Annotated in this window: 17 protein-coding genes and 1 pseudogene; 7 read left to right on the top strand and 11 right to left on the bottom strand. The window is 73.3% G+C overall.

Annotated elements, in window-relative coordinates:
* Positions 1-5: 5 nt before the first annotated feature.
* Together PV364_RS22775 and PV364_RS22770 are read right to left on the bottom strand one after the other, a co-directional pair.
* On the bottom strand, positions 6-1373 hold the full coding sequence (locus tag PV364_RS22775; protein ID WP_319662056.1) for an aldehyde dehydrogenase family protein: 1368 nt from the start codon (positions 1371-1373) through the stop codon (positions 6-8).
* A gap of 17 nt (positions 1374-1390) precedes the next feature.
* Positions 1391-2767, bottom strand: coding sequence for a glutamine synthetase family protein (locus tag PV364_RS22770; protein WP_319662030.1), 1377 nt, complete (start codon positions 2765-2767; stop codon positions 1391-1393).
* A 106-nt stretch (positions 2768-2873) separates the two neighbouring features.
* On the opposite strand from PV364_RS22770, the gene PV364_RS22765 reads away from it, so the two are divergent.
* Positions 2874-3560, top strand: a complete 687-nt coding sequence (locus PV364_RS22765; RefSeq protein WP_319662029.1) for a gamma-glutamyl-gamma-aminobutyrate hydrolase family protein — start codon at positions 2874-2876, stop codon at positions 3558-3560.
* Here the strand turns inward: PV364_RS22765 and PV364_RS22760 are convergent.
* Entirely contained in the window at positions 3544-3996 is a 453-nt protein-coding gene (locus tag PV364_RS22760) for a GNAT family N-acetyltransferase (protein WP_319662028.1), read from the bottom strand. The genes PV364_RS22765 and PV364_RS22760 overlap by 17 nt on opposite strands.
* A gap of 126 nt (positions 3997-4122) precedes the next feature.
* On the opposite strand from PV364_RS22760, the pseudogene PV364_RS22755 reads away from it, so the two are divergent.
* Positions 4123-4329: pseudogene (locus PV364_RS22755) on the top strand (alpha-L-rhamnosidase C-terminal domain-containing protein); the annotation flags it as partial.
* A gap of 203 nt (positions 4330-4532) precedes the next feature.
* On the opposite strand, the gene PV364_RS22750 reads toward PV364_RS22755, so the two are convergent.
* The 3 genes from PV364_RS22750 to PV364_RS22740 all read right to left on the bottom strand — a co-directional run bounded on the left by PV364_RS22750 (position 4533) and on the right by PV364_RS22740 (position 8355).
* Positions 4533-5267 carry a helical backbone metal receptor gene (locus tag PV364_RS22750; protein ID WP_319662027.1) on the bottom strand — a complete coding sequence of 245 codons (735 nt, stop codon included), beginning with the start codon at positions 5265-5267 and terminating at the stop codon, positions 4533-4535.
* Between the two features lie 147 nt (positions 5268-5414).
* Positions 5415-7220, bottom strand: a complete 1806-nt coding sequence (locus tag PV364_RS22745) for an ABC transporter permease/substrate binding protein (protein WP_319662026.1) — start codon at positions 7218-7220, stop codon at positions 5415-5417.
* Positions 7213-8355: a glycine betaine/L-proline ABC transporter ATP-binding protein gene (locus PV364_RS22740; protein ID WP_319662025.1), complete on the bottom strand. Its 1143-nt coding sequence runs from the start codon at positions 8353-8355 to the stop codon at positions 7213-7215. The genes PV364_RS22745 and PV364_RS22740 overlap by 8 nt, the downstream gene beginning before the upstream one ends.
* A 175-nt stretch (positions 8356-8530) precedes the next feature.
* Between PV364_RS22740 and PV364_RS22735 the strand changes: the two genes are divergently transcribed.
* Positions 8531-9448: a 5'-3' exonuclease gene (locus PV364_RS22735; RefSeq protein WP_319662055.1), complete on the top strand. Its 918-nt coding sequence runs from the start codon at positions 8531-8533 to the stop codon at positions 9446-9448.
* A 106-nt stretch (positions 9449-9554) separates the two neighbouring features.
* Positions 9555-10409 carry a siderophore-interacting protein gene (locus tag PV364_RS22730; protein WP_319662024.1) on the top strand — a complete coding sequence of 285 codons (855 nt, stop codon included), beginning with the start codon at positions 9555-9557 and terminating at the stop codon, positions 10407-10409.
* A gap of 80 nt (positions 10410-10489) precedes the next feature.
* On the opposite strand, the gene PV364_RS22725 is transcribed toward PV364_RS22730, so the two are convergent.
* From PV364_RS22725 to PV364_RS22715, 3 genes are all read right to left on the bottom strand, one after another.
* A complete protein-coding gene (locus PV364_RS22725) occupies positions 10490-11311 on the bottom strand; it encodes an ABC transporter permease (protein WP_319662023.1) in 822 nt (273 codons plus the stop codon).
* Positions 11308-12339 carry an ATP-binding cassette domain-containing protein gene (locus PV364_RS22720; protein ID WP_319662022.1) on the bottom strand — a complete coding sequence of 344 codons (1032 nt, stop codon included), beginning with the start codon at positions 12337-12339 and terminating at the stop codon, positions 11308-11310. Before PV364_RS22720 ends, PV364_RS22725 begins: the two co-directional genes overlap by 4 nt.
* Positions 12340-12570: 231 nt before the next feature.
* Positions 12571-13266: a PadR family transcriptional regulator gene (locus PV364_RS22715; protein ID WP_319662021.1), complete on the bottom strand. Its 696-nt coding sequence runs from the start codon at positions 13264-13266 to the stop codon at positions 12571-12573.
* 213 nt (positions 13267-13479) lie between these two features.
* On the opposite strand from PV364_RS22715, the gene PV364_RS22710 reads away from it, so the two are divergent.
* The 3 genes from PV364_RS22710 to PV364_RS22700 all read left to right on the top strand — a co-directional run bounded on the left by PV364_RS22710 (position 13480) and on the right by PV364_RS22700 (position 15611).
* The gene (locus tag PV364_RS22710; protein WP_319662020.1) at positions 13480-13704 is read left to right on the top strand and encodes a DUF397 domain-containing protein; all 225 of its coding nucleotides are present in this window, start codon (positions 13480-13482) and stop codon (positions 13702-13704) included.
* 561 nt (positions 13705-14265) lie between these two features.
* A complete protein-coding gene (locus tag PV364_RS22705; protein WP_319662019.1) occupies positions 14266-14595 on the top strand; it encodes a hypothetical protein in 330 nt (109 codons plus the stop codon).
* A gap of 41 nt (positions 14596-14636) precedes the next feature.
* A complete protein-coding gene (locus tag PV364_RS22700; protein WP_319662018.1) occupies positions 14637-15611 on the top strand; it encodes an ADP-ribosylglycohydrolase family protein in 975 nt (324 codons plus the stop codon).
* Here PV364_RS22700 and PV364_RS22695 read toward each other — a convergent pair.
* Together PV364_RS22695 and PV364_RS22690 are read right to left on the bottom strand one after the other, a co-directional pair.
* Positions 15565-16242: a helix-turn-helix domain-containing protein gene (locus PV364_RS22695; RefSeq protein WP_319662017.1), complete on the bottom strand. Its 678-nt coding sequence runs from the start codon at positions 16240-16242 to the stop codon at positions 15565-15567. The two genes, PV364_RS22700 and PV364_RS22695, sit on opposite strands and share 47 nt — an antisense overlap.
* Positions 16243-16362: 120 nt before the next feature.
* Positions 16363-19197 carry a DEAD/DEAH box helicase gene (locus tag PV364_RS22690; protein ID WP_319662016.1) on the bottom strand — a complete coding sequence of 945 codons (2835 nt, stop codon included), beginning with the start codon at positions 19195-19197 and terminating at the stop codon, positions 16363-16365.
* Between the last annotated feature and the right edge of the window lie 22 nt (positions 19198-19219).

The raw sequence follows: 19219 nt of genomic DNA, 5'->3' as shown, positions 1-19219 counted from the left end.
CGGGATCACTCCTCCGTGCTGATGAAGACGTTCTTGGTCTCGGTGAAGGCCGCAAGCGCGTCGGGGCCGAGCTCGCGCCCGAGTCCCGACTGCTTGAAGCCGCCGAACGGTGTCCAGTAGCGCACCGAGCTGTGGGAGTTGACCGACAAGTTGCCGGCCGCGGTGCCCCGGGCGAGCCGCAGGGCGCGGCCGACGTCACGGGTCCAGATCGAGCCCGACAGGCCGTACGGGGTGGCGTTGGCCAGCCGCAGCGCGTCGGCCTCGTCCTCGAAGGGCAGGACGACGGCGACCGGCCCGAAGACCTCCTCCACCGCGACGCGCTCCCCCGGGCCGGCGGGCGTGAGCACGGTCGGCGGGTACCAGAAGCCCTTGCCCTCCGGCGCGGTGCCGCGGATCGCCGCGGGCGCCTGTTCGGCCACGTACTCCCGGACCCGGTCGCGCTGCACGGCGGAGATCAGCGGCCCCATGCCGGTCGCGGGGTCGGCCGGGTCGCCGACGCCGACGGCCAGGACGGCGGGCTCCAGCAGTTCCATGAACCGGTCGTACGCCGTGCGCTGCACGAGGACGCGGGTCCGGGCGCAGCAGTCCTGTCCGGCGTTGTCGAGGAAGGACATGGGGGCCGTCGCCGCCGCCTTCTCGAGGTCGGCGTCGGCGAAGACGATGTTGGGCGACTTGCCGCCGAGTTCGAGGGTGACCCGCTTGAGGGTGTCCGCGCAGCGGGCCATGATCTGCTTGCCGACCCGGGTCGAGCCGGTGAAGACGATCTTCGCGACGCCCGGGTGCTCCACCAAGGCCGCGCCCGCGACCGGGCCCTGCCCCGGCAGCACCTGGAAGAGGTGCTCGGGCAGCCCCGCCTCCAGGGCGAGTTCCGCGAGCCGCAGCGCGGTCAGCGGGGTGGTCTCGGCGGGCTTGAGGATCACCGCATTGCCCGCCGCGAGCGCCGGGGCGGTGCCCCAGGCGGCGATGGGCAGGGGGAAGTTCCAGGGCGCGATGACGCCGACGACGCCGAGCGGTTCGAGGAACGTGACGTCGATGCCGCCCGGAACCGGGATCTGCCGCCCCATCAGGCGCTCCACCCCGCCCGCCGCGTACTCCAGCAGGTCGCGGACGTTGCCGGCCTCCCAGCGCGCGTTGCCGATCGTGTGGCCGGCCTCCCGCACCTCCAGGGCGGCCAGTTCTTCGGTGTGCGCGTCGACCGCGGCGGCGAAGCGGCGCAGCAGCCGGGCCCGGTCCGCCGGGGCGAGGGCCGCCCAGCCGGTCTGGGCGCGGGCGGCGCGCGCGACGGCGGCGTCCACGTCCCCCGGACCGGCCGCGGGGACGGTGGCGATCACCTCCTCGGTGGCCGGGTTGATCACTTCCAGGGCGTCCAGCACATCGGGCACTGCGGGCCTCACATGCGTTCGAAGGAGCGGTAGCGCTCCCAGTCGGTCACGGCGGTGTCGTACGCGTCCTGTTCGACGCGGGCCATGTTCGCGTAGTGCTCGACGACCTCGTCACCGAACGCCGCGCGCGCGATCGGGCTGGCCTGCCACAGTTCCGCGGCCTCGCGCAGCGTCGTGGGCACGCGCGCCACGCCGTCCTCGGCGTAGGCGTTGCCCGTGACGGGCTCCGGGAGGGCGAGCTTGTTCTCCACGCCGTACAGCCCGGCGGCGACCATGCCGGCCACGGCCAGGTACGGGTTCACGTCGCCGCCCGGCACCCGGTTCTCCAGGCGCAGCGCGGCCGGGGAGTGCCCCACGACACGCAGCGCGCAGGTGCGGTTGTCCGGGCCCCACGCGACGGCGGTCGGCGCGAAGGAGCCCGGCCGGAAGCGCTTGTAGGAGTTGATGTTGGGCGCGTAGAGCAGCGAGAAGTCGCGCAGTACCGCGAGCTGCCCGGCCAGGAAGTGGCGCATCGTCTCCGACATCGCCCCGGGCTCCTCGCCCGCGAAGACGGGGTTCCCGTCGGCGTCGCGCAGCGACAGGTGGATGTGGCAGGAGTTGCCCTCGCGCTCGTTGTACTTGGCCATGAAGGTCAGCGCGTAACCCTCCTGGGACGCGATCGACTTGGCGCCCGTCTTGTAGACGCTGTGCTGGTCGCAGGTGACCAGGGCCTCGTCGTAGCGGAAGGCGATCTCGTGCTGCCCGAGGTTGCACTCGCCCTTGGCGGACTCCACGCGCATCCCGGCCGCGCCCATCTCGTTGCGGATGCGGCGCAGCAGCGGCTCGATGCGGCCGGTGCCGAGCAGGGAGTAGTCGACGTTGTACTGGTTCGCGGGCGTCAGGTCGCGGTAGCCGCTGTTCCAGGCCTGCTCGTAGGTGTCCTTGAAGACGATGAACTCCAGCTCCGTGCCCGCGTACGCGGTCCAGCCGCGTTCGGCGAGCCGTTCCAGCTGGCGGCGCAGGATCTGCCGGGGCGAGGGGCCGACCGGCGCCGCGTCGTGGTCCAGGAGCCGCAGGTCGGCGATGACCAGGGCGGTTCCCGCGTCCCAGGGGGTGCGGCGCAGCGTGGCGAGGTCCGGGTGAAGGGCGAAGTCGCCGTAGCCCCGCTCCCAGGAGGACAGGGCGTAGCCGTCGACCGTGTTCATGTCGGCATCCACGGCCAGCAGGTAGTTGCAGCCCTCCGTGCCGTGTTCCAGGACGTCGTCGAGGAAGTGGCGCGCGGCGAAGCGCTTGCCCTGGAGACGGCCCTGCATGTCCGCGAACGCGACGACAACGGTGTCGACCTCCCCGGCGTCGACAAGACGCCTCAGGTCGTGGGTGCTGAGCGGGGCTGTTCGGTGCTCCACGGGTGGTCACCTCTCCTACCGGCCGACAGGTGATCCAAAAGTACGGGCCGGGAGGGCTGGTTGGGTACGGTGCGAGAAGAAATCCGCGCGTCGCCGGGAGGCTCCTGTGGCCCGTCCGCTCATCGGGATCAGCACCTACTGGGTCGGTTCCGCCCGCTGGGGTGCCTGGGACCTGCCCGCCGCCCTGCTGCCGGCCGGGTATCCGCGTCTGGTGCAGCGCGCTGGCGGGCTCGCGGCGATGCTCCCGCCGGACGAGCCGGGGATCGCCCCGGAGACGGTGGCGCGGCTGGACGGGCTCGTGGTCGCGGGCGGCCCGGACGTCGACCCGGGGCACTACGGGGCGGAGCGCGACCCGCACACCGATCCGCCGGCCCGCGAGCGCGACGCCTGGGAACTCGCCCTGATCGGGGCCGCCCTGACCGCGGGGGTGCCGGTGCTCGGCATCTGCCGCGGCATGCAGCTGCTCAACGTCGCGCTCGGCGGCACGCTCGTCCAGCACCTGGAGGGCCACCGCGGCCCGGCCGCCGGGGTCTTCGGTGACCACCTCGTCAAGCCGGTGCCCGGCACGCGGTACGCGGAGGCGGTCCCGGAGGCCGTCTCCGTGCCCACCTACCACCACCAGGCGGTCGACGTCCTCGGGCGGGGGCTGCTGGTCGCCGCCCACGCCGAGGACGGCACCGCCGAGGCGGTCGAGCTGCCCGGCGACGCCTTCGTCCTGGGGGTGCAGTGGCACCCGGAGATGGACGACGCCGACGAGCGGGTGATGCGGGCGCTGGTCAGAGCTGCATCTTGAAGCCGACGTGGGAACCGGTGAAGCCGAGCCGCTCGTAGAAGCGGTGCGCGTCGGTGCGGGAGGCGTCGGAGGTGAGCTGCACCAGCGCGCAGTCCAGCCGGCGGGACTCCTCGACCGCCCACTCGATCATCGCCGACCCCAGGCCCCCACCCCGGGCGGAGCTGTGCACGCGCACGGCCTCGATCACGGAGCGCGTCGCGCCGCGCCGTGACAGACCGGGGATCACCGACAACTGCAGCACGCCCACCAGCCGGCCGTCCCGCTCCGCCACGACGACGTGCTGGCCCGGGTCCGCGGCGACCCGCTCGAACGCCGCCAGGTAGGGCGTCATGTCGTCGGGGGTCTCGCGGCTCCGGCCGAGTTCGTCGTCGGCGAACATCGCCACGATCTCGGGCAGGTCGGCGGGCGTCGCGGGGCGCATGCGCAGGTCACTCATGCGTTTCACCCTACGGTCGGCCGCGGCGCGGCCGGGAAGCGGGGTTCGCGCCCGCACGATCGTTGACAGTGGCCCGGCGGGACGCGGGGGTGAGCCACGCCTCCGGTACGCAGTGGACCGTGCGCGGCGAGGTGGGCGCGCACGCGGCACGGCGTGGACACCTCGGTCGACGTGCCGGTCAACGTCACGGCGACGGTGGCCCTGCCGGTGGTGGACGGCGGCCGCTGCACCGTCTCCGGCGGCCGGGCCGCGTACCTGGGCGTCCGGGACGGCCGTGCGGTCTACCGCGTCGGCTCGGGGCACACGGCGTTCGGGTCCGCGGGCCGCGGCTGACACCGGTATCCCCCGCCCCGGGGTGCGCGGCAGTGCTCCGCCGCGCACCCCGGGGCGCAGCCGGGCACACGGCCGGCGTGCCCCGCGGCGGACGGCGTCAGCCGGTCCTGCGAAGACCGTTGTCCAGGACGTGCCAGGCGCCGCCGGAAGGGGGCGGCGCGCCACCGCGCGCGAGGGCCGGACACGCCCCGCCGCCCCTGACGTCAGCCGAGCGCCGCCGCCAGGACCGCGGGGGCCTCGGCGAGCGACGGCCCGTACCAGGTCAGGTGGCGGCCGCTGACCAGCGCCGCGGGCAGGGCGGGAAAAGCCTCCGGCCCGTCCTCGGCGGTGAAGCGGTACGGCTCGTCGGGCAGCACCACCACGTCCGCCCCCGCCGCGTTGAGCTCCTGGACCGGGACCCGCGGGTAGCGCTCCTGGTGGCCGCCGTAGACGTTCTCGACGCCGAGCCGGGCGAGCAGGTCGCCCGCGAAGGTGTCCCGCCCGAGCACCATCCAGGGGCGCCGCCAGATCGGGACCACGGCCCGTCGCGGCCGGGGCGCGGGCCGGACGGTGCCCCAGGCCTTCTCCGCGGCGTCCAGCCACGCGGGACGGGGCAGGCCCAGGGCGCCGACCACCACGCGGTGCAGTTCGTCGAAGGCCTGCGGCAGGCTGCGCACCTCCGTGACCAGCACGTCGAGCCCGGCGGAACGGAGCGCGCCCAGGTCGGGCGCGCGGTTCTCCTCCTCGTTCGCGATCACCAGGTCCGGGGCCAGCCGGACGATCTCCTCGATGTCGGGGTTCTTGGTCCCCCGGACCCGGGTGACGCGCAGGTCGGGCGGGTGGCTGCACCAGTCGGTCGCGCCCACCAGCAGCGCGGGCGCCGTGGTCGCCACCGCCTCGGTGAGCGAGGGCACGAGGGAGACCACACGCCGTGCCGGGCCGGAGTCGCGACGGGTCATATGCCCACCGTATCGAGCCCCGGCGGGCGAGGACGGCCGGACGGCGCGGCCGCCGGAACTGAGGGAGGGGGATCCGGGTGCCGCGCCGTGCGGGCGCGTGGGGTCAGGCGCGTGGGGTTCAGGCGCGTGGGGTTCAGGCGCGTGGCGTCAGTGGGACCCCACCGGAGCGAGCCGGTTCTCGGCCGACGGGTTCTCGGCGAGCCAGTCGCGGACGCCGTCCTGCTCGTGGCCCTGACCGGCACCGTGCACGGCGGCCTCCAGCCCGTTGAGCTCCTTCTCGCTGAGCCTGAAGTCCTTCAGCCAACGGGCGACGGCGGGCTCCTTCGCGGCGAAGCCGTCGCGGGCCAGCGTGTGGATGCCGTCACCGGAGCCCCAGGCGCCGAGCGGGTCCTTCAGCTTCTTCAGGGGGAACTCGCTGTAGGCCCAGTGCGGGGACCACAGGGTGACGACGACGGGCTCCTTGGCCTTGATCGAGCGGTCGAGCTGGGCCAGCATGCTCGCGGTCGAGCCGGTGGTGACCTTGTACTCGCCCTCCAGGCCGTACTTCTTCAGGACCGTGTCGTTGAGCATCTTCATCATCCCGGCGCCGGGCTCGATGCCGATGATCCGGCCGCCGAACCGCTTGCCCTGCCCCTTGAGGTCGGCGAGCGAGTCGACGCCCTTGACGTAGGAGGGGACGGTGAGCTCCAGGGAGGTGGGGCCGTACCAGGAGCCGTAGTCGTCCAGCCGGTTCTTGTACTTCTCCCAGTACGACCGGTGGGTGACGGGCAGCCAGGAGTCGGTCTCGACGTCGACCCGCCCGGCGGACATGCCGGTGTAGAGCGCGCCGACGTCGTACTGGGTGACCTTCGGCCGGTAGCCGCGGCGCTCCAGCAGTTCCTTCCACAGGAAGGTGGAGGCGACGCCCTCGTCCCAGGGGATGTAGCCCAGGTCGACCTGCCGGCCCTTGCCGACGTTCTTCGCGCCGGAGACGGCGGGCACGTCGTCCCCGCCGCCGAGGATGTTCATGCCGCCGGCGACGAGCGCGAGGACGACGACACCGACGACGGCCACGGAGGTGTGCGGACGGTAGGTCCACAGCCGGGACCGGCGGGGGGCGGCGGCCGCGGCGAGCGCGCGGCGGCCGAGCGGCGAGACGCGGCTGCCGAGCGCGCCGGTGACGCGGTCGAGGTACATGGCGAGGATGACCACGGACAGGCCCGCCTCGAAGCCGAGGCCGATGTCGACCTGGCTGATGGCGGTGAAGACGGAGGCGCCCAGGCCCCCGCCGCCGACCATGCCGGAGATGACGACCATGGACAGCGCCAGCATGATCACCTGGTTGACGCCCGCCATGATCGTGGGCAGCGCGAGCGGCAGCTGCACCCGCAGCAGGGTGTTGCGCGGGGTGGTGCCGAACGCCTCGGCGGCCTCGACGAGTTCACCGTCGACCTGGCGGATGCCGAGCTCGGTCATCCGCACGCCCGGCGGCAGCGAGAAGACGATGGTGGCGATGATGCCGGGCACCTGGCCGACGCCGAAGAAGAAGATGCCGGGGATCAGGTAGACGAAGGCGGGCATCGTCTGCATGAAGTCCAGCACCGGCCGGAGCGCGGCGGAGACGGTACGGTTGCGCGCCGACCAGATGCCCAGCGGCACGGCCAGCACGATCGTGATGACGGTGGCCACGAGCACCAGGGACAGGGTGTCCATGGCCTCGTCCCACTGCTGGACCGAGACCACGACGGCCAGGCCCGCGAAGGACAGCACCGCCGCGGTCACCCCGCGCAGCCACAGCGCCAGGACGGCGAGGATGCCGGCGAGCAGCAGTGGCGCGGGGGCCCGCAGGACGGCGTCGAGGCCGTCGTACATGCCGGAGACGACCGCGCTGATGAGGTCGAAGAGCGGCCCGAAGTGGTCGCGCAGGAAGGTGACGGCGCTGTCCGTCCAGTCGCCGAGCGGCAGTCTAGGCACGCGCCGCCTCCTTCCGGGCCTGCGCCGGCACATCGGGCGCGGCTGCCGCGGGCGCGGACGCCGCGGGCGCGGACGCCGCGGGCGCGGCCTCGTCGGTGCAGGCGGCGGGCGGGCCCTCGTACGAGCCGAGGCAGGCGAGCAGCCGCTCCTGGGCGATCACGCCCACGACGTCGCCGCTCCTGTCGCGCACGGTGACCGGGTGCGGCGTGCGGGCGCTGACCGGGAGCACGTCGGCGAGCGGGGTCCGCGGGTCGACGCTCTCGCAACGGCAGTCGCCGGTGTCCGAACCGGACGGCGGCTCCATGACGGTGCCCGCGGTCAGCACGCGGGAGCGGTCGACGTCGTGCACGAAGGAGGCGACGTAGTCGTCGGCGGGACGCAGCAGGATGTCCTCGGGCGTGCCGATCTGCACGATGCGGCCGTCGCGCATGACGGCCACGCGGTCGCCCAGCCGCATGGCCTCGTTGAGGTCGTGGGTGATGAAGACGATGGTCTTCTTCAGGGCGCGCTGCAGTTCCAGGAGCTGGTCCTGCATGTCGCGCCGGATGAGCGGGTCGAGGGCGCTGAAGGACTCGTCCATCAGCAGCACGTCGGCGTCGGTGGCGAGGGCGCGGGCCAGGCCGACGCGCTGCTGCATGCCGCCGGACAGTTCGTCGGGCCAGGAGTCGCCCCAGCCGGCCAGCCCGGTCAGCTCCAGCGCCTGGGCGGCGCGCTCCTCGCGCTCCGTGCGGCCGACGCCCTGCACCTCCAGGCCGTAGGCGGCGTTCTCCAGCACGGTGCGGTGCGGGAAGAGCGCGAAGTGCTGGAAGACCATGCTGATGCCGTGCGAGCGCACACGGCGCAGCTCGCGCGGGGACAGTGCGGTGAGGTCGCGGCCGTCGAAGAGCACCCGCCCGGAGGTCGGGGGGAGCAGCCCGTTGAGCGTGCGCAGCAGGGTGGACTTGCCGGAGCCGGACAGCCCCATGACCACGAAGATCTCACCCTCGTGGACGTCGAAGCCCGCGTCGATCACCGCCGCGGTCGTGCCGCTCTCGCGCAGCTCGTCGCGTCCGGCGCCGTCCCGCAGACGGCGTACGCCGTCCTCCGGGTCGGGTCCGAACACCTTGTACAGATGCTCTGCCTGCAGCCTGTGCACATGCACCTCTCGGGTCGTGCGGAGAACGACCCGCTGCCCCCGCACCCAGGTCGTGGAGCGGTCCTGGCCCGCTCCGGGACGGCGGGTGCCCCGACACAAGCGGAGCAAACCGTTCCGTGACCGAGGTCACGGTGTCGGCGGCGTGCGGCATCATCGGCGTGTGACTCGACGCCTGATGCTCCTCGACACCGCCAGCCTCTACTTCCGCGCGTACTTCGGGGTGCCCGACTCGGTGCGCGCCCCGGACGGCACACCGGTCAACGCCGTGCGCGGTCTGCTGGACTTCATCGCCCGCCTGGTCGCCGACCACTCCCCCGGCGACCTGGTGGCGTGCATGGACGCCGACTGGCGCCCGCAGTGGCGGGTGGACCTGATCCCCTCGTACAAGGCGCACCGCGTCGCCGAGGAGGTCCCGCAGGGTTCGGACATCGAGGAGGTGCCGGACACGCTGTCGCCGCAGGTGCCGGTGATCGAGGCGGTGCTGGACGCGCTCGGCATCGCCCGGGTCGGTGTCGCGGGGTACGAGGCCGACGACGTGATCGGGACCCTGGCGGGGGCGGCGGCCGGACCGGTGGACATCGTCACCGGCGACCGCGACCTGTTCCAGCTCGTGGACGACGCGCGCGGGGTGCGCGTGCTGTACCCGGTCAAGGGCGTGGGCGCGCTGGACGTGGTCGACGAGGCGTGGCTGCGCGCCAAGTACGGGGTGGACGGCCCCGGTTACGCCGACCTCGCGACGTTGCGCGGCGACCCGAGCGACGGCCTGCCGGGCGTGCCGGGCATCGGCGAGAAGACCGCGGCCAAGCTGCTCGACGCGTACGGCGACCTGGCGGGGATCATGGCCGCCGCCCACGACCCCGCCTCGAAGGTCACCCCGGCGCAGCGCAAGCGGCTGCAGGAGGCGGCGGACTACGTCGCCGTCGCGCCCAAGGTCGTCCACGTCGCCGGCGATGTGCCGATGCCCGCCTTCGATCCGCGGCTCCCCCGCGAACCGCGCCACCCGCAGGAGCTGTCGGCGCTGGCCGAGCGGTGGGGCCTGGGAGGCGCGCTCCAGCGGCTGCTCACGGTGCTGGGGGCCGCGCAGGCCGGCTGAGACGGGGTGGGGTGGGTGCCCGAGGGAACGCGCGACCTTCCCGGAGTCGTCGCATTCCGGGGGCACTATCGGTTAGGCTTGCCTAACCGTCGCGAGGAGTGTGTTCATGGCAGACCGTCCGGTGCGCAGGAAGCCGCAGCTCAACCGCGCGCAGGTGCAGCACGTGGAACGGCTGACCCCGCACATGATCCGCGTGGTGCTCGGCGGCGGTTCGCTCCAGGGCTTTCCGGTGGGCGAATGCAGCGACCACTACATCAAGCTGCTCTTCCCGGCCGAGGGCGTGACCTACCCGGAACCCTTCGACATCCAGGCGATCCGCGCGGAGTTCCCGCGCGAGCAGTGGCCGCGCACCCGGACGTACACCGTGCGCCGCTGGGACGCCGCATCGTGCGAGCTGACCGTCGACTTCGTCCTGCACGGCGACGAGGGCCTGGCCGGCCCGTGGGCCGCCCGCGTCCGGCCCGGCGAGGAGATCCTCTTCCTCGGCCCCGGCGGCGCCTACGCCCCGGACCCGGCCGCCGACTGGCATCTGCTGGTGGGCGACGAGAGCGCGCTGCCCGCCATCGCCGCGTCGCTGGAACTGCTGCCCGAGGGCGCCCGCGCCCATGTGTTCGTGGAGGTCGCGGGGCCCGAGGAGGAGCAGAAGCTCCCCACCTCGGGCGACGCCGAGATCACCTGGGTGCACCGCGGCAGCGGCCGGGTCGGCGAGGCCCTGCTGCGGGCGGTGCAGGCGCTGGAGTTCCCGGCCGGGGACCTGCAGGCCTTCGTCCACGGCGAGGCCGGTTTCGTCAAGCAGCTGCGCCGGCTGCTGCGCGTCGAGCACGGGGTGCCGCGCGAGCGGCTGTCGATCTCCGGCTACTGGCGCACCGGCCACGACGAGGACGGCTGGCAGGCCTCCAAGGCGGACTGGAACCGCCGGGTGGAGGAGGAGCAGGAAGCCCCCAGGGCCCTGGCCTCCTGACGCCGTCCTCCTGCCCGTACCCGACGCACGAGGCGTGACCCCTTGACGGGGCCACGCCTCGCTGTCGTCCCGGTGCGGGCTCAGACCGACTTCTGGTACGAGCGGAAGGTGCGGGTCGACAGCCACACCGCGGCGACCGCGACGACGACCAGCGCGCCGCCCCGGCTGAGCACGCCGCCCCAGTCCGGGGTGTCGGCCATCGCCGAACGCCCGGCGACCAGCGCCCAGTTCACCGGGTTGAAGTCCGCGACGTGCCGCATCCAGGGCGGCATCAGCGCGGGCGCCATGAAGGCGGACGACAGGAACGTCAGCGGCAGCAGCAGGAAGGTGTTGATGCCGATGATGCTCTCGCGCTGCCGCACCAGCATGCCCATGGCGTTGGAGAAGGCCCCCACCAGGGTGCCGAGCAGCACCGACGCCACGAACAGCACCAGCAGTCCGACGACCCCACCGGGGTAGTCGGCGCCGCCCAGTCTGCCCAGCGCCACGATCACGACCGACTGGAGGGCGGTGCTCAGCCCCTGCGAGACCACATTGCCGTTGATCAGGGCGGCCCGGCTGACCGGCGTGGTCAGGAAGCGGTTGAGGGTGCCGCGCTCGATCTCCTCCAAAGTGCCCATCCCGGCCCACATGTTGGAGGACAGTGCGCTCATCACGACGACGCCCGGCACGAGGTAGTCCAGGTACGAGGTAGCGCCGAAGCCGGGCAGCTCCACGACGCGGCGGAAGAGCCCGCCGAAGAGGAAGAGCCAGATCACCGGCTGCACCAGGGTGATGAGCAGGTAGGCGGGCTGGCGCCAGACCGCCATCAGCTGGCGCTGCGTCATGTACCAGGTCTGGGTGAGGGCCGCGCTCGCCGGCACCGGCCCGGCCTTCGCGCTCCTCGGGCTGATCGCGCTCATCGCGCACCTCCGGCGTTCGCGTGGACGGTGGCGGCGCCGGCGGCCGCGGCGGAGCCGGCGTCGGCATCGGCGAAACGACGTCCGGCATAGCGCAGGTACACGTCGTCCAGGGAGGGGCGGGCGACGGTGACGGAGGCGACGGCGGCGCCCTCGCGCTCCAGGACCGCGAGCACCCGCGGCACCGCGGCGCCCCCGTCGTCGGCGCGGGCGCTGAGCCGGCGCCCGTCGAGCAGCGCCTCCCGCACACCGGCGAACTCGGTGAGCGCGGTCTCCAGCAGATGCGCGTCGACCGGACCGGCCGGCTCGCGCAGTTCCACGTGCACCGCGTCGCCGCGCAGTTCGCCCTTGAGTCCGTCGGGCGTGCCCTCCGCGACCACCCGGCCGCGGTCGACGATCGCGACGCGCTCGGCGAGCCGGTCGGCCTCTTCCAGGTAGTGGGTGGTGAGCAGGATGGTCAGCCCGTCGTCGCCGGCGAGCCGGGTGATCTCCTCCCACATCGCGGTGCGCGCCTCCGGGTCGAGGCCGGTGGTCGGCTCGTCGAGGAAGAGCACCTCGGGACGGTGAACCAGGCCGAGGGCGACGTCCAGACGCCGCTGCATGCCCCCGGAGTACGTCTTGACCTGGCGCTTGGCGGCGTCGACGAGGTCGAACCGGGCGAGGAGTTCGGCGACCCGGCCGGTGAGACCGGCGCCTCGCAGGCCGTACAGCCGGCCCTGCAGCAGCAGGTTCTCCGCGCCGGTGGCGACCGGGTCGGCACCGGACTTCTGCGCGACGACGCCGATGGCGCACCGCACCCGGTCGGGGTGGCGCAGCGCGTCGTGACCGGCCACGACGGCGGTCCCCGAGTCCGGCCGGGCCAGGGTGGTCAGGATCTTGACGGTGGTGGACTTGCCGGCGCCGTTGGGGCCCAGCAGCCCGAAGACGGTGCCGGGCTGCACGGTGATGCCCATGCCGTCCAGTGCCCGGACGTCGCCGGGATAGGTCTTGACGAGGTCGTGCGCCACGATCGCGGGCGCGCGGGTGTTCATGACAGATTCCTCCGCCTGTCTGTGTCGATAAGTCGATGCACTGAACGCACTGCATGCGCTGAACGCACCGAGGGTGTCGGCGTGCTGCGACGGACCGATCGACGGGAGGACTGCCGGGCTACTCTGGGTGTGCCGCACCTCGATCGCCTGGCATCCGTTCCCGCGGTTGTCCGGTCCGGGGTTCCACCCCCGGTGGGCCGCTGTTCCCGCAGCGGCCCACCGGGGGTTCTCTCATGTCGGGGGTGTGAGCTTGTCCAGTTCCTCCCTGAAGTGGCGGGCGGCCGCGCCGTCGCGGGTCAGCTCGTCGATCCCGGTCCAGGTGTCCGGCATCTCGCCGGTCGCCTGCCACTGCCGCCACTCGGCGGCGCCGGAGACGGCGCCCTGGTCGAGGTCGTCCAGGAAGCCGCGGATCCAGGCCGCCTCGGCCTCGATCATGTGCACCTGGTACTCGGTCTCCAGCAGGAACACCCGGGGCAGGTCGCGGCGGAGCCGGGCGAGCACGCCGTGGACGGCGGCCGCCTGGACCTCCAGCTTGGCCACCCGCTCGGTGAGCAGCCCGACCACCTCGTCGGCGGGGAGCACGAGCAGCAGCGACAGGGCGGCCTCGAAGGACGGGTACTCGCGGACGGGGACGGCGACCAGGTCGGACAGCCAGTCGTGCATCTCCTCGCGACCGGCGTCGGTGAGGCCGTACAGCGTGCGCTCGGGGCGGTTGCCCTGTCGCTGGACGCCGGTCACCTCGACGAATCCGTGTTTCTCCAGGTTCTGCACGACGGTGTAGAGCGAGCCGTAATTGATCTTGATGCTCTGTTCCTTGCCCCGCTGCCGGAGCACCTGGGCGATCTCGTACGGATGCATGGGCCGCTCGCCGAGCGTCGCCATCACCGCCAGCGCCAGGGGGTTGCCGAGCTTGCGCCGCGTCGCCATGTCCGTACACCTCGCTCCCGTATATCCGTAGCCGAACATATCGCGAGTGTCGCGGCTCCACAAGCGCGATACATCGCGAATTCCGCCCTCGGGCGTCCGCACGGGCGCGGCATGATCAACCGGACCGCCCGCAGGTTGCGGAGCAGGAGGGACGGGACAAGGGTGAAGGGGTGAGAGGGGGGAAATCCGATCGAATCTCGAACGGAGTTTCTAATGGAAGCGCGAAAGAGCGAACTGTACGCACGCGACCTGACGGAAGCGCGCTGGACCAAGAGCAGCAAGAGCCCCTACCGCGAGACCTGTGTCGAGGTGGCGGACCTCGGCGGCGGAGCCGTCGCCCTCCGCGACTCGAACAACACCGACCTGCCGCCGCTGCGGTTCACCGCCGGAGAGTGGGAAGCGTTCCGGGACGGCGTGCGCGAGGGCGAGTTCGGCTAGGACCCCTCACGCGCCACCGCGCACTTGGCGGGCCCGCCCGCGGCCGACCGACGTGGCCGGCGAGTGGGCCCCCCAAGTGCCCCGGCCGCTCCCCCCGTCCCGCGGCGAGGCCGCTGACTCGCCTGCGCGGTCGGCCCGTTGACGCTTCGACAGAAGGCCTCTGGAGACATCTCCGGGGGCCGTTTCGCATCCACCGGCAGCACCGACGGCCAAGAACGTCAGCTGCGGGAGGTACCGACGCCGGCGTCCCGGCGGAGCACGACGCCGGGCAGGGGGCCCAGGGGCGGTCCGCGGGGCCGGGTGCCGGATCGGCCCGGATCCGCAACCCACCCACCCCACCAGTCAATTCACCCACAACTGGACACATCACACCCGTCTCGCTACGGTCGAAGAACGGACAGCGCCGAGGGTGACCCGGCCACGAAGGGCCCGGCTCCGGCCCGGCTCTTGACGATGGCGCACCTCGGCTTCTCCACCGCGTCCGCCCGGCCGGCCGCCGCATCGGCCGCCTCGCCAGGACGGCGCGTCGACTGCGCGTTCCGGCTTCCGGAAGGGGACATCATGCGCGCACAGCAGTTTTTGGCCCTGCTCGTTGCCCCGGTGGCGGCGGGCGCCGTGGCGTTCCTGCCGGCCGCGGCGTCACCAGCGGCCGCGGCCTCGCCGACGGCGGCCGTCGCGGCACCGTCCGCCGGCGCCATCGCCCCGCAGTCGTCACGCGACAGGTACCAACGGGGCTTCAGGGACGGGTACGACGACGGACGTTGGGACTCCCGCCACTCCCGGCCGCGCTGCCGCGACTACCGGGATTCCTACGATCCCCGGCGCGATGACCGTGACTACCGGCAGGGTTACCGCGACGGGTACCGCGCGGGCTGGAACCGCTACTGCTGAGCCGATACCCCGCCGCTCCCCGTGCCACGTAGCCTGGCGAGGTGACGGAACGCGGTGAAAGAGCGGCCGGCGCCGTCGTGGGCTCGGCGGTCGGTGACGCACTGGGCGCGCCCTTCGAGTTCGGTCCGGAGGGCGCGTTCGGCGCGCGGTTCCCGTGTGCGGGCGGCGGGGGCGAGATGTGCGGGGGCGGCGGGTGGGACCCGGGCGAGGCCACGGACGACACACAGATGGCCGTGCTGGTCGCGGACTCGCTGCTGGAACGCGGAACCCTCGACCTGCCGGACCTCTTCGCGCGCTTCCGGCGCTGGTCCGCCGCGGACCCCAAGGACATCGGGCTGCAGACCGAGGCCGTCCTCACCTCGGGCGATCCCTGGGACCTCGCCGCCGCCCTGCACTTCCGGACCCACGCCCGGGCGGCCGGCAACGGCGCCCTGATGCGCGCCGCCCCCGCCGCCGTCCACTTCGCCGGGCACGGGCGGTCGGCCTCGCTCGACGCGGCCCGCCGGATCGCCGCCCTCACCCACGGAGACCGTGCCGCCTGGGAGGGCAGCGCGATCCTCCACGACCTCGTGCGCGTCGCCCTCGACGGCGGGGACCCCGTCGCGCCCGCGGTCGTGGCCGACGCCCTGGCGCAGGTGCCGGATCCCTTCCGGGAACGGTGGTCCGCCGTGCTCGCGCCGGACTGGCACCCCGGCCTGGCCACCGAGTTCAACGGCGCGGTCTGGCCCTGCCTCGGCTCCGCGCTCTGGGCGGTGCGGACGACCGGCTCCTACGAGGACGCGGTGCGCGCCGCGATCGACCTCGGCGGAGACACCGACACGGTCGCCGCGGTCACCGGCACATTGGCCGGCGCGGTCCACGGACTCGGCGCCGTTCCGACGCGGTGGACCGAACCCCTGCACGTGCCGATGCCCGGATGGCCGGGGCGGGTCCTGCGCCTGGCGGATCTGGTGGACCTGGCCGCACGGCTCACGGGGGCAGCAGTGCCTCGCCCTCCCGGTGCAGGCGGGCCATGACGTCCTCCGGGCAGCCGGCGACCCGCAGCGCAGCGTCGGCAGCTGCCCGGGCGAAGGCCGGGGCATCGGGGATCGCCGCCTCGCGGCGGATCAGGATCACGCCCTCGATGAGACCGAACACGAGGTCGGCGCGGACGGCGAAGGCCGCGGGCGTGAGGCGCGCACCGGACGCGGTGGCGGCCAGCAGCGCGGCATAGGCGGCCTTGAGCTCGTCCCGCACCGCACGGAACCCGGCGAAGCGCTCGGCCCGCACCTCGGGCAGCAGATAGAGCACGCCCAGATTGTGCGGGCCGCCGCACAGCAGTGCCACGTCCGCTCGGCACAGTGCCCACAGCCGCACCTCGCCCGGCGCGTCCTCCCGGCGGGTCAGCGCGCCGGCCAGCTCGAGGGACGGGCGTACGGTGCCCTCCAGCAGCGCGGCCAGCAGGTCCTCCTTGCCGGCGAAGTAGTGGTACATCGAGGCCTGCCGCATACCGGCGAGGTCCGCGACCGCCCGGGTCGTCGTGGCCGCGTAGCCCCGCGTGGTGAACAGCTCCGCCGCCGCCGCCAGCAGTTCCTCCCGGGGGGACAGCCCGGTCTCCGGCCGCTCCTGTGCCCGCGGCCGCCCGACCCGCCGTCCCGTGCCGCTCATTCTTCGATCCTCGCACAGCGCTCCCGGCCCCGCCCGGAGCCTGCGGGGACCGGGCGAACTCCTCACGCCGGGAGCCCGCTCGCCCCGCACGGCCGGAACCGCCGCCGGGGCCGGAAGGGCTCAGCCCACCGAGGAGTAGGCCACGACGCCGCGCAGCAGACCGTCGACCGCCTTGCGGGCGTTGCGCCGGACCTGACCGCCCTCCGGGGCCGCGCCGGCGATCTGGCCGAGCACGTCGATGAGTTGCTTGGTCCACCGCACGAAGTCGCCGGCCGGCATGTCCGCGTCGCGCAGCACCGCGTCGAGGCCGTGGCCGGAGGCCCAGCGGTAGGCGGACCAGGCGAAGCCGAGGTCGGGCTCGCGCTGCCCGACGCCCTCGGCCTGGTTGATGCGGTGCTCCTCCTCCAGCGCGTCCAGCCGGCCCCAGATGCGGACCATCTCGCCCAGCGCCTCCTTGGCGTTGCCGGACGGCAGCCGCGGCGGCAGCGCGTCGTCGGCGGACCGCGACTCGTAGACCAAGGCCGACGCGCAGGCGGCGAGTTCGGCGGGGTCGAGGCCCTCCCACACGCCGTCGCGCAGGCATTCGCTGGCGAGCAGGTCGAGTTCGCCGTAGAGCCGGCCGAGCCGGCGCCCGTCGGGGGTGACCTGGTCGCCCTCCAGGTAGCCCAGGTCGGTCAGCAGGGCGCAGATGCGGTCGAAGGTGCGGGCGATGGTGTTGGTACGCCCCTCGATCCGCCGCTCCAACTGCTTGGTGTCGCGCGCGAGTCGCTGGTAGCGCTCGGACCAGCGGGCGTGGTCCTCGCGCTCGTCGCAGCCGTGGCAGGGGTGCGCGCGGATGGCGGTGCGCAGCCGCGCGATCTCGGTGTCGTCCGCGGCGGCGGAGCGCTCGCGGCGCGGCCGCTGCGGCGCGATGCCGGCCGTTCCGGCCTTGGAGCGCATGGCGGACGCGAGGTCGCGCCGGGACTGCGGGCTGCGCGGGTTGAAGGACTTCGGGATGCGCATCCGGTCCAGCGGTTCGACCGGCACCGGGAAGTCCATCTGCGCCAGCCGTTTGACCTGGCGTTCGGCGGTCAGCACCAGCGGGCGCGGCCCGTCCTGGTGGAACTGGTCGTGCCGGTTGTGGTGGCCGGGGCTGCGGCCGGCCGGCACGCCGGGGTCCAGGACGAGGGCCAGGCCGGCGAACTTGCCGGACGGGACGTGGATGATGTCGCCGGGCCGCAGTTTCTCCAGGGCCTCGGCGGCGGCCGCCCGGCGCTGGTTGGCCCCGTGGCGGGACAGTTCGGCCTCGCGGTCCTTCAACTGCCGGCGCAGCGACATGTACTCGTCGAAATCCCCGAGGTGGCAGGTCATGGAGGCCTTGTAGCCCTCCAGTCCCTCCTCGTTGCGCTGCACCTGCCGGGAGATGCCGACCACCGAGCGGTCCGCCTGGAACTGCGCGAAGGAGGTCTCCAGCAGCTCCCGCGAGCGGTGCCGCCCGAACTGGCCGACCAGGTTGACGGCCATGTTGTACGAGGGCTTGAAGGACGACCGCAGCGGGTAGGTGCGCGTACCGGCGAGCCCCGCCAGGTGCGCCGGGTCGAAGGCGCGCTGCCACAGCACGACGGCGTGGCCCTCGACATCGATGCCGCGCCGCCCGGCGCGGCCGGTGAGCTGCGTGTACTCGCCGGGGGTGACGTCGGCGTGGGTCTCGCCGTTCCACTTGACGAGCTTCTCCAGCACCACGGACCGCGCAGGCATGTTGATGCCCAGCGCGAGCGTCTCGGTGGCGAAGACCGCCTTGACGAGGCCCTTGACGAAGAGCTCCTCGACAACCTCCTTGAAGGTCGGCAGCATGCCCGCGTGGTGCGCGGCGATGCCCCGCTCCAGGCCCTCCAGCCACTCGAAGTAGCCGAGGACGTGCAGGTCCTCGTCCGGGATGGACTTCGTGCGCTCCTCGACGATGGCCCGGACCCTGGCCCGGTTCTCCTCGCTGTTGAGCCGCAGGCCGGCGTACAGGCACTGCTGGACGGCGGATTCGCAGCCGGCCCGGCTGAAGATGAACGTGATGGCGGGGAGCAGCCCCTCGGCGTCCAGCCGCTCGATGACCTCGACCCGGCTGGGCGTCCAGATCCGGCGCTGCTGGCGCCGGTCGCGCTCGCGGTCGGCCTCGCGCATCTTGCCGGCACGCCGGTCGCGGCCGTTGAAGGCGCGCTGGTTCTCCATGCGGGCCAGGCGCACCAGGTCGGGGTTGACGGCGCGCTGGGGGGTCGGGGCGCTCGCGCCGGCCCGTTCCTCGAAGAGGTCGTACATCCGGCGGCCGGCCAGCACGTGCTGCCACAGCGGCACGGGCCGGTGCTCGGAGACGATGACCTCGGTGTCGCCGCGCACCGTGTCCAGCCAGTCGCCGAACTCCTCGGCGTTGGAGACGGTCGCGGAGAGCGACACCAGGGTCACGGACTGCGGGAGGTGGATGATGACCTCCTCCCACACCGCGCCGCGGAAGCGGTCGGAGAGGTAGTGCACCTCGTCCATGACCACGTAGCCGAGGCCGTCGAGCGCCTGGGAGCCCGCGTACAGCATGTTGCGGAGCACCTCGGTGGTCATGACCACGATCGGCGCATCGCCGTTGACGCTGTTGTCACCGGTGAGCAGGCCGACGCGCTCGGCGCCGTAGCGCTTGACCATGTCGGTGAACTTCTGGTTCGACAGGGCCTTGATGGGCGTGGTGTAGAAGCACTTGCGGCCCTCGCGCAGGGCCAGGTGGACCGCGAACTCGCCCACGATGGTCTTGCCCGATCCGGTGGGCGCCGCCACCAGCACGCCCTTGCCCTCCTCCAGCGCCTGGCAGGCGTCGATCTGGAAGGGGTCCAGGGCGAAGTCGTACAGCTCGCGGAAGCCCGCGAGTGCGGTGGCCTGCTCGGCGGCCCGGACCTTGGCCGCCGCGTAGCGCTCGGCGGGAGACATCTCGTCGTTCATCTTGAAAACGAGACTACCCGGC

This window comes from Streptomyces sp. MI02-7b, assembly GCF_033793585.1.
GTDB lineage: Bacteria > Actinomycetota > Actinomycetes > Streptomycetales > Streptomycetaceae > Actinacidiphila.
Note: the sequence above shows the minus strand (reverse complement) of the source record. Positions and strands in the feature narration are given on the sequence as shown.

Coding starts and splice junctions, on each gene's coding strand:
- PV364_RS22710 (WP_319662020.1), top strand. CDS start 13,480: ATGGAAGCGCGAAAGAGCGAACTGTACGCACGCGACCTGACGGAAGCG.
- PV364_RS22720 (WP_319662022.1), bottom strand. CDS start 12,339: ATGAACACCCGCGCGCCCGCGATCGTGGCGCACGACCTCGTCAAGACC.
- PV364_RS22690 (WP_319662016.1), bottom strand. CDS start 19,197: ATGAACGACGAGATGTCTCCCGCCGAGCGCTACGCGGCGGCCAAGGTC.
- PV364_RS22715 (WP_319662021.1), bottom strand. CDS start 13,266: ATGGCGACGCGGCGCAAGCTCGGCAACCCCCTGGCGCTGGCGGTGATG.
- PV364_RS22760 (WP_319662028.1), bottom strand. CDS start 3,996: ATGAGTGACCTGCGCATGCGCCCCGCGACGCCCGCCGACCTGCCCGAG.
- PV364_RS22695 (WP_319662017.1), bottom strand. CDS start 16,242: ATGAGCGGCACGGGACGGCGGGTCGGGCGGCCGCGGGCACAGGAGCGG.
- PV364_RS22730 (WP_319662024.1), top strand. CDS start 9,555: ATGGCAGACCGTCCGGTGCGCAGGAAGCCGCAGCTCAACCGCGCGCAG.
- PV364_RS22725 (WP_319662023.1), bottom strand. CDS start 11,311: ATGAGCGCGATCAGCCCGAGGAGCGCGAAGGCCGGGCCGGTGCCGGCG.
- PV364_RS22705 (WP_319662019.1), top strand. CDS start 14,266: ATGCGCGCACAGCAGTTTTTGGCCCTGCTCGTTGCCCCGGTGGCGGCG.
- PV364_RS22735 (WP_319662055.1), top strand. CDS start 8,531: ATGCTCCTCGACACCGCCAGCCTCTACTTCCGCGCGTACTTCGGGGTG.
- PV364_RS22750 (WP_319662027.1), bottom strand. CDS start 5,267: ATGACCCGTCGCGACTCCGGCCCGGCACGGCGTGTGGTCTCCCTCGTG.